The organism is Roseovarius autotrophicus (genome assembly GCF_018069895.1).
Taxonomy (GTDB): Bacteria; Pseudomonadota; Alphaproteobacteria; order Rhodobacterales; family Rhodobacteraceae; genus Roseovarius; species Roseovarius autotrophicus.
This window is the reverse complement of record NZ_JAGQDH010000039.1, coordinates 1-11,513: the sequence shown is the minus strand read 5'-3', so window position 1 is coordinate 11,513 and position 11,513 is coordinate 1. Positions and strand designations below refer to the sequence as shown.

At 61.9% G+C, this 11,513-nt stretch carries 14 protein-coding genes and 1 pseudogene; 4 read left to right on the top strand and 11 right to left on the bottom strand.

All coding sequences use genetic code 11. The annotated features are described in order from the left end of the window. Positions 1–121 precede the first annotated feature (121 nt). From KAK09_RS17895 to KAK09_RS17880, 4 genes and pseudogenes are all read right to left on the bottom strand, one after another. Positions 122–511 (bottom strand): annotated as a pseudogene (locus tag KAK09_RS17895) (IS1634 family transposase); the annotation flags it as partial. 151 nt (positions 512–662) lie between these two features. Next, positions 663–1,268: a hypothetical protein gene (locus tag KAK09_RS17890; protein ID WP_210880292.1), complete on the bottom strand. Its 606-nt coding sequence runs from the start codon at positions 1,266–1,268 to the stop codon at positions 663–665. A gap of 29 nt (positions 1,269–1,297) precedes the next feature. Beyond that, a complete protein-coding gene (locus KAK09_RS17885) occupies positions 1,298–3,214 on the bottom strand; it encodes an ATP-dependent helicase (protein WP_210880291.1) in 1,917 nt (638 codons plus the stop codon). Continuing rightward, complete coding sequence (locus KAK09_RS17880) at positions 3,211–5,124, bottom strand: ATP-dependent nuclease (protein ID WP_210880290.1); 1,914 nt, start codon at positions 5,122–5,124, stop codon at positions 3,211–3,213. The genes KAK09_RS17885 and KAK09_RS17880 overlap by 4 nt, the downstream gene beginning before the upstream one ends. Positions 5,125–5,745: 621 nt before the next feature. On the opposite strand from KAK09_RS17880, the gene KAK09_RS17875 reads away from it, so the two are divergent. The 4 genes from KAK09_RS17875 to KAK09_RS17860 are packed head-to-tail and all read left to right on the top strand — an operon-like array spanning position 5,746 to position 8,835. Beyond that, positions 5,746–7,008, top strand: coding sequence for a site-specific DNA-methyltransferase (locus KAK09_RS17875; RefSeq protein ID WP_210880289.1), 1,263 nt, complete (start codon positions 5,746–5,748; stop codon positions 7,006–7,008). Further along, complete coding sequence (locus KAK09_RS17870) at positions 7,005–8,381, top strand: site-specific DNA-methyltransferase (RefSeq protein WP_210880288.1); 1,377 nt, start codon at positions 7,005–7,007, stop codon at positions 8,379–8,381. The genes KAK09_RS17875 and KAK09_RS17870 overlap by 4 nt, the downstream gene beginning before the upstream one ends. Continuing rightward, the gene (locus KAK09_RS17865) at positions 8,378–8,593 is read left to right on the top strand and encodes a DUF7220 family protein (protein WP_210880287.1); all 216 of its coding nucleotides are present in this window, start codon (positions 8,378–8,380) and stop codon (positions 8,591–8,593) included. The genes KAK09_RS17870 and KAK09_RS17865 overlap by 4 nt, the downstream gene beginning before the upstream one ends. A gap of 44 nt (positions 8,594–8,637) precedes the next feature. Beyond that, the gene (locus KAK09_RS17860; protein ID WP_153749207.1) at positions 8,638–8,835 is read left to right on the top strand and encodes a hypothetical protein; all 198 of its coding nucleotides are present in this window, start codon (positions 8,638–8,640) and stop codon (positions 8,833–8,835) included. A 51-nt stretch (positions 8,836–8,886) separates the two neighbouring features. On the opposite strand, the gene KAK09_RS17855 is transcribed toward KAK09_RS17860, so the two are convergent. The 7 genes from KAK09_RS17855 to KAK09_RS17825 all read right to left on the bottom strand — a co-directional run bounded on the left by KAK09_RS17855 (position 8,887) and on the right by KAK09_RS17825 (position 11,235). Continuing rightward, complete coding sequence (locus KAK09_RS17855) at positions 8,887–9,456, bottom strand: DUF3489 domain-containing protein (RefSeq protein WP_210880286.1); 570 nt, start codon at positions 9,454–9,456, stop codon at positions 8,887–8,889. Positions 9,457–9,546: 90 nt separating this feature from the next. Continuing rightward, positions 9,547–9,771: a hypothetical protein gene (locus KAK09_RS17850; protein WP_210880285.1), complete on the bottom strand. Its 225-nt coding sequence runs from the start codon at positions 9,769–9,771 to the stop codon at positions 9,547–9,549. 114 nt (positions 9,772–9,885) lie between these two features. After that, on the bottom strand, positions 9,886–10,251 hold the full coding sequence (locus tag KAK09_RS17845) for a hypothetical protein (protein WP_210880284.1): 366 nt from the start codon (positions 10,249–10,251) through the stop codon (positions 9,886–9,888). Continuing rightward, positions 10,248–10,553 carry a hypothetical protein gene (locus KAK09_RS17840; RefSeq protein ID WP_210880283.1) on the bottom strand — a complete coding sequence of 102 codons (306 nt, stop codon included), beginning with the start codon at positions 10,551–10,553 and terminating at the stop codon, positions 10,248–10,250. The genes KAK09_RS17845 and KAK09_RS17840 overlap by 4 nt, the downstream gene beginning before the upstream one ends. Before the next feature lie 32 nt (positions 10,554–10,585). Next, a complete protein-coding gene (locus KAK09_RS17835) occupies positions 10,586–10,798 on the bottom strand; it encodes a hypothetical protein (RefSeq protein WP_210880282.1) in 213 nt (70 codons plus the stop codon). Between the two features lie 12 nt (positions 10,799–10,810). Then, a complete protein-coding gene (locus KAK09_RS17830; protein ID WP_210880281.1) occupies positions 10,811–11,032 on the bottom strand; it encodes a DUF6900 domain-containing protein in 222 nt (73 codons plus the stop codon). A 2-nt stretch (positions 11,033–11,034) separates the two neighbouring features. Continuing rightward, the gene (locus KAK09_RS17825) at positions 11,035–11,235 is read right to left on the bottom strand and encodes a hypothetical protein (protein WP_247651408.1); all 201 of its coding nucleotides are present in this window, start codon (positions 11,233–11,235) and stop codon (positions 11,035–11,037) included. Positions 11,236–11,513: the final 278 nt, after the last annotated feature.

Here is an 11,513-nt window from a genome sequence, read left to right as displayed (position 1 = left end):
GTTCCACGGTATAGATCTCCCCACCCTCCCTGCAGCCGCAAGAAGGGAAAAGTGGCAGAATTTTACTCCGCCCGCAGCGAGACTATCCCGCCGCTACCGTGGCCTAATTTTGCACCGCCGTTCTCAGGCAGCCCAATTTGCTGTCGGGTTCGCACAGGCGGTTGAACACCATCGCGCGTATAAGCGCTTCCGCGTCAAACTCACGGCGGCTGGAGCGCAGGGCTCGGTTTAGCGCCTTCTGAAACCCCAGTTCACACCAAAGCTCATGAAGGGCGAAGACATTGCCATGTGCCCGGCCTGCCTCCTGAATGATCTCGGACGATGTATTCTCGCCGCGCCCAAGCGCACGGTTCAACCCATTGATCAGCGGGTCGAGCTTGTCGGGGCTCAATCTGTCCAGGCGCCCGAGATTGGCAATGACGCGCACGCGCACCTGGCCGCGGTCGTTGCGAAAGGACTCGACCAATTGCAGATATTGGCGGTCGCCGGTCTTGGTGATGCGCGTATACATTGTGTAGCGAATATATCACCGTCATCGCCCATAGATCAACGGCAATCAGAACAACGTGTGTGACTACAATGTTTCCGGAAATTCGCCCGCTACACCACACTAACCCTTTGAATTCTTGAAGGCCGCAACGCAAAACCTGCTGAAATCACGCTCAGAGGTGTCGAAGTTGGGTTCGCCGCGTCGCTATGCGCTCAGCAAATCTGAAATCTTGATAAGGCTCGAAGAGTTGCCTGAGCATTTCAAACCTCACCGGGACGAGCGGCACGATCGGTGTAGTGTGGATAACGTTGTTGTCGTGACGAAGTATCGGTCGACGGTGCGGTCTAGTCTCGGCGTCAGAAAAGGCAGGATGTTCAAACATTTTCTTAAGTTTTGCACCTGTGCCCGCGAGTAAGAAGATGCATCGTGCGTTTTCATGGTGAGCGATTAGCTCGAGTCTGATGAGGTCCCACAAGATTTCCTTGGGCGATGGTGCAGTGCGACCCGCCCATTTTGACTCGACGGCGACAACGATTTTACCGCTCTCGTCACGGACGACGAAATCTACCTGTGGCCTCCGGCCAGGACCTTTATTTAGCGGTGCAAGCACTGGATGGGTGAATTCTGCCTCGACTCTGTTTCCCGTTCTGGCCGCAAGTATCTGGCCGACTGCCGCGGTCAAGTATTTTTCGCTGAACAGGCCACTACGATCGCAGGCTCGCTCGAACTCGAGCCAAGCCGCAACGCCGCCGGTCAGTACTTTCGCGAAATTGGTCAACTATGAACTCCATCCCACATACCTGAGCTTCACTGCGCCGGTTGATCGGGCAACACGAAACCCATCTCGCTAAGAAAACGTGAGGGTTGCTTACTCCATCCACGATAGTTGTCTGCATATGAGAGGCAGAGCCACTCTCGCGCACGCGTTATGGCCACAAAGCAGTTGCGCCGCTCCTCTTCCATTTCGGCGCTGTTCTCTCCGGCCTTCAGGCTTTGAAAGCTCGGCAGGATGTCCTCCGCCATCCCGACCACATAGACATGGTCAAACTCTTTCCCCTTGGCGCCGTGGATCGTCATGAGGGTCACGGTATTGCGGCCGACGGGGGCTTCTTTTGAACGAATGGCCAGTTCCTGAAGGAATTGCTCAAGAGGCGCGTCGCGACCGATGGTTTTGCCGATGCTCCTCACAAGATCTGACCAAGCCGCCCGGTCTTCTGCAATGTCACTGGCTTCATCGTCCTGCGCCGGGATCATGGCGAAGATCGCGTCGACAAACTGTCTGAAACGCGCGGGCTCCTTTGCGAAGGTTACAGCTAGATCGACGAGAGCGTTGCCTTGGAGGTCATCACCCAGTCCGGCTTTGACCGCTACCGCCCATTCATCGAGCAGAGAGCGTTCGGTCAGTTCAGTTGCTGTGATGATGAGGTCGACACGGGCGTCAGTGCCAAACCAACGATTGAAAGCGCCTGTCAGGGTTTCCAGCGCGCGCCGGTCAAGCGGTCGCAGCGCTTGGCGAAGTACAGCTGCTAGCCATAGGAACTGAGGTGATCGGAAATCATCGCGGCGCTGAGAAATGACTGCGTTGACCTGCTTGTTCGTGAGGGCGGATTGAAGCTTCTCGAGCATGTAGCGCGTACGGGCTAGTACCGCGACTTCACCCCATCGAGCGCGGTCACTTTTGGCGATTCCTTCCGCAATCGACGCAGCTTCCACCTCATCGGTGGAATAGCGCAGGACGCGGATGTGCTGTTCATCGGGATACTTCAGCGCGGTCTTGCCCGCCTCCAGCGGCTGCTTGGCGGTCGTGCGTTGCTGATTGTGGACCACAAGACGGTTCGCAGCAGCAACAATCGCGGGCGGACAACGGTAATTTGTGGGAAGCTGCAATTCCTGCGGGGAAAAGTCGGCCCGGAACCGCTGGATCTGTTGGTAGCTCGCACCGTTCCATTGGTAGATGATCTGGTCATCATCGGCGACAGCGAAAACATTCCTGAAATCCTCGCCGGCGAGCGCGCGCATTAGTCGGTACTGCCCGTCGGTAGTGTCCTGAAACTCGTCGAACATCCAGTACGCATAGGTCTTGCGGTAGCGTCCAGCAATGCCGGGGAAGTCTGTGACAAGCCGATGAGCCTGGGCGATGAGCGAACCAAAATCTAGGGCGTTGGCTTGAGTGAGCGCCGCCTCGTAAGCTGTGTATACTTGCTCCACACGTGCGCCATCAGACGGATCACGAAAATATCGGGCCGAGTCTGTCGGCTGGATGAGCTGCGACTTCAGCTTGTCAATGGTAGATAGAAGCCGAACGTCGTCTTGGCTCAGGCCCGCCTGTTTGATCGCATCGCGCAGAATTTCCTGGCGATCGACGTCGAGTGAGTAGATCGCAAAATCAGGGTTGATGCCAATATGGGAGCCATGCTGTTGCAGCATCTGCATGCAGAACGAGTGAAAGGTCCCGATTAGAGCACGGCGTTCCTGTTCTGGTACCAGTGCAGTGACGCGAGCGGACATTTCGTCAGCCGCCTTGTTTGTGAAGGTCAGAGCCAGCACGCGGAACGAACGATCCGGCGTGTCGGCGAGCAGTTTGGCGACGCGCGTCGTCAAGACGCGGGTCTTACCAGAGCCCGGGCCGGCGAGAACGAACATCGGGCCATCGCGCCACGCGACAGCGACGCTTTGTGCCTCGGTCAGTTCTGACAATGCAACGCTGAGGGGGGAGTCGGTCATGTGAGGCCTCTAAGAGCAAGGATTGCATTGCGGAATGGTGCAGGCATGCGCTGCGCCAGCGCCGGGTTCTCGGCGCACTGCTTTGCGAGAACTGCCGCGTAGCCGCTCTTGTCGTTCTCGAGTGCCGCAATCAACGTTTCGTCGTCGAAGTCCGCTGCCCCCGCTTTTCCGAATGAGACGAGGATCGCTTTAAGTTCGTCTTGCAGTCCGTCTGCTATAAGCTGCTGTTCAAGATAACCGGCCGGCAACGAGAAGGTGCGTCGCGCCATTTCCTCGGCGGAGAACTTTCGTGCGGTGATCTTGGCGATGTAACCGAGTCCGGCTGCATCACCGTCTACTACGGCAAGCCATGGATAACCCAGCGCTCTTGCAAGTGCCGCAAATATTTCTGGGCTGCCATTGTTCTGGAAATCGATGACGGCCACGCCGTGTTCATCGAGATCGTAGCCAAGCCCCTTGGCCATGCCATGAACAAGATGGTAGTCGGAGGGCCCCTCCACGAGAAGCCAACGGCGTGCGAAGAAAATCTCGCCACGGATTCTCCGGGCAAATGTCTCCAGTTGCTCCAATTCCGCATCCGAGATGAACTCCTGCGATGCATCGTATGCCTTACGCAGCGCAGCGTGAATGGCCTGTGTGTCGGGGCGTGCGCCGTAGGCCATGAGTAGATCGCGATACTGGTTTTGGGGCAGCGCGCCGGACAGTACGAGTTCGTTAAGGCCACGGTCATAGGTGATGAGGCCGGCAGAGGCTGCGATGATGGCGTCGATTTGACGAACATGCGGAACGGGCGCGCGGAATTGACGAGGGAGTGAGCTCACTGTTGTACCGTTAGCCTCGGCACGGACAACGCGGATATCGCGGAAGGGAACGTGCTGAAGGAAGTACGGCGAATGTGTCGTTACGATCTTCTGGCCTGGAAGCTCACTGATATGACGCCAAAGGCTGCGGGCCGCCTGCGGATGGAGATGTGTCTCCGGCTCCTCCAGAGCCAAGACAGCCGCGCTTTCCGGCCGATACAGATCGCTCAGGATCAGTTCAACGAATGCTTTGAACAGAAACATGACAGAAAGGCTCTGCACGCCTTGACCGTGCCGCGTCAACGGGAGCCACGGCTTGCCGCCCTCCGTCCGATAAATGACCTCCGCCTTCGAAAGGATATCCCATGTATTGAGGGGCAGCAGCCGCAAGTCTGCTTGTCCTGGGGCGTCGGAGGCGGCGACACTGCTGATATGGGAAAGACCGGTGGCAAGATTGGCCAGAAGCGGATCGGCGTCGAGTAGGCGCCGATTCAATAGATCGAAGATACGCTTTGATCTCTGCTCGAGAGGTTCTGGGATTTGCACCGTCCGAAGCAACCTGCCCCAGAACTGGCTCCTTGAGGAAAACTCGTCTGTGACGTCGCGGAGCGCCTCAAGGTAGAAGACGGGCAGAAACTGGAAGAATTCTTGGAGATTGACGGCACGGGCGCCACGCCCGGCAAGTGGGTTCCTGTCGACGTTCAGGAATTCCCATCGTGGAACGAAACTCTCTTCGGCCGCTTCCCATGAGCAGCTGACACGCATGATGATGGACGCGCGTCCGGTCACTGGGTCGAGTTGGATGATGTCTTCGAGCTCACCTTGGAGGTCTTCGGGCCACTCGTTTGCGACAGCCTCCTGGAGCTCGACCTCGATAACGACGGGATCGCCGACTTTTGGGTCTGCCCTACTGTCGCACAGATGCACGTCATATTCAGTGAACCCGGTTCCGCGCTGTCCCCACCGTCTGGTAAGCGCGATGCGGATCGCCTCCAGTATTGCTGATTTTCCGGCGTTATTGGTTCCTATGAGGACCGTGACTGCGCCAAACTGAATGTCTACCTCTTTGATGGAGCGAAAGTTTGATATTTTTAGTCTACTTATTTGCACTGCTGAACATCCCTTCCGCCTTCACCCAACCATACCGAGAGAACGGTGCTTTGCACAGCTTGAACTGTAAGCGAAGGCCGCCGCCGTGTCTCCTAGAACAGGCGGGTTTCCGTTCTATATCAGCTAAGTATCAGCTTTCAGACATGTCGCCGAGCAGCACCAACAGGGCTCGAAAGTCCGCTTGGGGTCAGCTGCAGCGTTCAGTCCATGTGTCGTCCCCCTCCCATGGTTCCTCCCCGGCGCGATCCGTATACGGGGGGGCTGAGCGCGCAAGTTTTCCAGCGTCTGGCCTTTTCACCGGGGAATCCACCTGGAAGCCACCCCAGCGGTCGAGCTGGAAATTCTGACTCGATATCAGATTCTTACGGGATCGCCCCGCTGGCCGAGGTGGATTCCGCCGGGAAGCCAGGTAAGCCACCGGTAGGAAGCCAGAGCTCCGCGAAGACACATTCGGAAGCCACCCGCGTTCCGATTGACTGGAAGGCGTTGATTCAACGCCGAAAAATGGTTTGACAAAGCTGCCCCCCTTGACGTAGCAAAGAACCATCGAAGAATTACGCCCGGAGGAACCCCCTCGCGGGCGCTTTTCATTTTCCTCCCCCACATCCCGAGCCCCATCCCATGGACCTCGTCTTCGCGCCGAGCCAGATCGAAACCTGGCCGATTGCCCGTCTGCGGCCCTACGCCCGCAATGCCAAGATGCATGGCGACGACCAGGTGGCGAAGATCGCCGCCAGCATGGCCAAGTTCGGCTGGACTGTCCCCTGCATGGTGGCCGACGATGGCGAACTGATCGCGGGCCACGGCCGGGTGCTTGCTGCCACCATGCTTGGGCTGACCGAGGTCCCGGTGATCCGGCTCAGCCATCTCGACGAGGCCGAGCGGCGGGCGTACCGCATCGCCGACAACAAGCTCACAGAGCTGGGCGAATGGGACGAGGCCCTGCTGCGCGACGAGATCGCTGGCCTGCTTGCCGAGGATTTCGACCTGTCGCTGCTTGGGATCAGCGACGATGATCTGGATGCGCTGCTGCGGGATCCAGAAGCGCTGGGCGGTGACGGCCCGGTCGAGGGTGAGGACGATGTGCCGGACCTGCCGGTCACGCCAGTGTCGGTGCCGGGTGACCTGTGGCAGCTGGGCGCGCACCGTCTGATCTGCGGCGACAGCACCGCGGCCGATGTGGTCGGGCGGCTGCTCGGGGATGTGCGCCCCCTGCTGATGGTGACTGACCCGCCCTATGGCGTGGAGTATGACCCGTCCTGGCGCAACGCCGCGGGCGCGGCCAAGACCAAGCGCACCGGCAAGGTGCTGAACGACGACCGTGCCGACTGGCGCGAGGCGTGGGCGCTGTTTCCCGGCGACGTGGCCTATGTCTGGCACGGCGCGCTTCATGCCGCGACCGTGGCCGACAGCCTCGTGGCGGCAGGCTTCGCGATCCGGTCGCAGATCATCTGGGCCAAGGATAGGCTGGTTCTCAGCCGTGGCGACTATCACTGGCAGCACGAACCCTGCTGGTATGCAGTGCGCGCGAAGGGCAAGGGCCACTGGGCGGGGGACCGGAAGCAGACGACGCTCTGGTCGATTGCCAACCGCGATCAGGATGCCGACACCGTGCATGGCACCCAGAAGCCAGTGGAATGCATGCGGCGGCCGATCCTGAACAATTCCAGCCCCGGCCAAACGGTCTACGAGCCCTTCATGGGATCGGGCACCACGTTGATCGCGGCCGAGACCACGGGCCGTGTCTGCCTCGGCGTCGAGTTGAACCCCGCCTATGTCGATGTCGCCATCGAGCGCTGGCAAGCCTTCACGGGCGATGAGGCGATGCTGGCGGAAACCGGCGAGAGTTTCGCCGCCCTGAAAGCAAAGCGGCTGGCTGCATGACGATGCATCTGCGCCCGAGCCAGATCGCGTTCTGGCCGCTGGATCGCCTCAAACCCTATGCGCGCAATGCGAAGACCCATGACGCCGATCAGGTGGCAAGGATCGCCGCAAGCATGGCCGAGTTCGGCTGGACCGTGCCCTGCCTCGTCGCCGCCGATGGCGAGCTGATCGCGGGCCATGGCCGCGTTCTGGCCGCAGCCCAGCTCGGACTCGCCGAAGCGCCGGTCATCGTGCTGGACCATCTGACCGAAGCACAGCGCCGGGCCTATCGCATTGCCGACAACAAGTTGACGGAGATGGGCGGCTGGGACGAGGCGCTGCTGCTCGAGGAACTGCGCGGGTTGCTGGCCGAGGATTTCGACCTCGGGCTGATCGGCATTCCAGAGGACGAACTGGACGCCCTGCTGAACGACACCGACGACGAACGTGCGCCCATCGACGATGACACCGCCGATGCGATCCCCGAGGCCCCGGCCGAGCCGATCACGCAGGTGGGCGACATCTGGGCGCTGGGCGATCACCGGCTGATCTGCGGGGATGCCACCGACCCGGCCGTGGTGGCCCGGCTGATGGACGGGGCGCAGGCGTCGTTGCTGTTCACCTCGCCGCCCTATGCACAGCAGCGCGACTATGGCGCGGCGAAGGAGAAACTCGGCGATTGGGATGCGCTGATGCAGGGCGTGTTTGCCGCGGCGCCCGTCACCACCGATGCCCAGCTGCTGGTGAACCTCGGCCTCGTCCATCGTGACGGCGAGTGGATCCCGTACTGGGAAAGCTGGATCGAGTGGATGCGCGCGCAGGGCTGGCGGCGGTTCGGCTGGTACGTGTGGGACCAGGGGCCAGGCCTGCCCGGCGACTGGAACGGGCGGCTGGCGCCCTCGCACGAGTTCATCTTCCACTTCAACCGCCAGCCGCGCAAACCGAACAAGACGGTCGAGAGCAAGCACGCGGGCGAGACCCTCGGCGGCGGAGGCCTGCGCGGGGCCGATGGCACGGTGCATCGCAAGACCGGCTTCGGCAACGCGATCCAGAGCCATCGCATCCCCGATTCCGTGTTCCGGATCATGCGCCACAAGGGCGGGCTGGGCGCGGCCGGATCGCACCCGGCGGTGTTTCCGGTGGCGCTGGTCGAGGCGGTGCTGGAAGCCTTCACCAATGCCGGCGACCTGGTGTTCGAGCCGTTCTGCGGCTCCGGCACCCAGCTGATCGCGGCGGAACGCACCGGGCGGCGCTGCTGTGCGGTGGAACTAGACCCGGTCTATTGCGACGTCGCCGTCCGACGGTGGGAGATGGCGACGGGGCGGACGGCCAGTCGCATCGTTAGGGAGGAGGAAGCCCAGAAGCGTGTGCGCCGTTCGAGGAAGCGGGCATGACGCAGTCGCGCCGCATGTCCATGGTCGAGGCCATCACCAATGTCGCGGTGGGCTATGCGCTGGCGGTGGTCACGCAGATCGTGGTGTTCCCATGGTTCGGCCTGCACCCCAGCCTCGGCGCGAACCTGGCGCTGGGCGGGGTCTTCACCGCGATCTCCCTGATCAGAGGCTACGCCTTGCGCAGGCTGTTCGAGCGCTGGCGCGCGCCCTGAGCGGATCGCTGGCATGTCCATGCGCTGGCTGGTAATCTCGAAACATGTCCGAAGGCTGGCAGCATATCGAGATCACCGATCACGGGACCATTGTTGTCCTGCGTCCGGTTTCGGACGAGGGGCGGGCATGGCTCGAAGAGCATGTCGGCGAGCCGGGGCCGGGCGGGGTCTACAGCTGCGAGCCACGCATGGCGCAAGACATCCTGCAGGCGGCCGCCCGCGATCTGCTGTCATGGCAATGAGCAACCGCCGCCCCATCGGGGCGGCGGTATGGCAATGCAATCCGGACCAGCTCAGGCGGTCAGCTTGTAGACCGTCCCCCTGCCCTCGACCTTCTCGGCGCTGATCGGCAGGCCCAGTTTCTTCTTGAGCCCGCCGGAGATCAGGCCACGCACGCTGTGTGCCAGCCAGCCCGTCACCTCGACGATCTCGGCGATCGACGCGCCCTCGAGCCGCTGCAGGAGCGCGATGATCTGCGCCTGCTTGGTGCCTCCGCGGATGGCGACGGGCTTTGGCGTGTCGTTGGCCTCGGTCGTCGATGCAGCTTCAGCGTCCGCATGCGGCTCCGCCTTCCGCGCACTGGCGACGGCGCTGGCCGCCAGCGGCTCGACCCCGATGGCTTCCAGCCCGGCCTCAGTGGCGATCAGCGTGGTGCCATGACCATCTCCGGTCTCGCGCCAGAGCGGCTCGCCCCGGCGGAGGTCGGCATCGACCTCTTCCAGCCAGCCGCGCGTGATCATCGCAGCCACGGCCTTCTGCGCGGCAGCGCCATGCAGGCCTTCGGGCAGCGGCATGGCCAGAGTACCGGGGCGGGTGGCCGCGCGGCTGAGGATGATGGTCTGGGTGTCGGTAAGCTTGGGCATGGGGCATCTCCGTGATCAGGGCCGCGATCATCGCCGGCCTTCTACGACCCCAAGCCCGCCATGCGGCGGGCCGAGGCGGAGCTGCGGCAATCACTCGGCGTATTCGCCCTCCTTGAAGGCGGCGTCCGAGATTTCGCGAAGGCGGTCGCGGTAATGGTTGAGCGTCCCGACATGACCCCAATGGATCTCGTCGGGATGGGTCTCGAAGTGATCGTCGCTCAGCGCGGTGAGGCGTGCGAGCATGCTATCGATCTCGGCCTTGGCGGCGAGAAAGGCGCCGATGGCTTTGGAATTGTCACTGTCGCGGCGGGTCATGCCGGGGTTCCTTCGAGTGAGTTGCATCGTTTTCGTGAAACAACCATCGCTCCGGTGAAACGATTATCGTAGCGAATTCAGAGCAATAGAGTTGCTATCTGATCGCCCTGCGGATCATGCGATGCGATCCGGATAGATCAGCGCCGCCTGTTCTGCCTCGTGGCGCTGGGCGGCATCGGGCGGGTCGCGGCGGGCGTTGACCATGGCCACGAACAGCGCGCGGGCAACGGCGGCGACCTCGTCCGCCCCGACGCTGGTCAGGTCTGCATCGTGGATGGCGATGGCCTCACCCAGATCGGTCAGGGCATAGAGGGTCGCGAACTCCGCCTCGGGCGGGTCGCAGGTCTCGGTGTCGCGGTCATGCTCGGACACGGCCACGCTGTGGCAGAACCGCAGATCGAAGCCGATGGCACATTCGCGGCGGGCGAGACCATCAAGGGTTTCGCCTTCGGAGAGGCAGTTCAGAGAGGGAGTGGTCATTGCTCTGATCCTTCGGGCGCGTAGGCTTCGGGGTCGAATTGGATCCATTTCCCGTCCCGCCAGATGTAGAGGTGGCAGAGCTCGCAAGTCGGACACGGCAGGATCGGTGGCTCGCGGGGCGGATCGAAGCAGTCGAGCTCGTCGGCCCGGACCTGCCGGATTTCCTTGGCGGCGAGGATGTCCTCGGGCGTCCACGATGCCAGCGCGGGCAGCATGTGCGAGGGGTAGCCGTCATAGTGGACGTAGATGTGGGCCCATTCCTCGAGCCCGATCTGGATAGCGATTTGCGCACGCGTGCTCATGGCGATCTCCGTGTTGCAGGTTTCGCGCGGGCTCAGATGAGGCCGTGCTGTTTCAGGACCGGCACGACATCGGCCAGCTCAATGGTCAGGCAGTCGATCCCGATCCGACCAGCCATCTCGAAGACCTCAGCATTCAGGCTCTGGTCATTGAGATGGCCCTGCAGCGCAGCCACGCTCATGGCCTGAACGAAGCGCGGGCGGTCGATGAAGATGCGGGTCGTGTCGGAAGGGATGGCGATGGCCATGGTCTGGTCCTTTCAGGATTGGGCTTGGGATTGGGTGTTGGCTGGGCCTGCGCGGCGTCCGGCCTCGAAGGCTTCCTCGAGCGCGGTGCGGATCGCCCAGACGGCGACGTCGTGGAAATCCAGCCGGTCCCAGTTGCGGGTTTCCAGCGTCTCGAGGTGGAACTGGCGCCGGGCGATCTCGAGCAGCCGGGCGTCGCGCTGGGCAGCCGGATCGGTGTTCTTGCGGCGCGCCATGGTCAGTCCTCCCAGCGGTGTTCGGGGTGGGTGGTCCGCGCGCGGGCTTCCTCGCGCATCATCTCCTGGGCCTTGGCCATCTCGACCATCCCGTCCTCCTGGCTCATCCGCCCGGACATCACCTCGTCCATCACCCAGTTCACCCGCTCCTGCGCGGGGCTGGTGTGGTTCCGCCACCCGTCGCTCATCGAGCTGTGCCCCATTCTCTCCTGTGCGCGCATGGCTCTCTTCGATCCTTGTCCAAGGGGTGCGACGCACCCGTTTCGTTGGGATCAGACTCGCTCTATCCGGGAGTGTAATCAACTGAATAAGCAGCGCATTTCCGTGTAATTCCAATATCTTGATGGCTATCACAGGCGTTGTTGCATGGAATCTATTGAGGTTGCTGCGACCCTTTCCCTGGCTGTTTCACGCGATCCTGATGCTGTGGGGCATGCCAAGGGCGGTGAAGCGGTTGAGGCAGCGCGCGCCGATGGCCGCT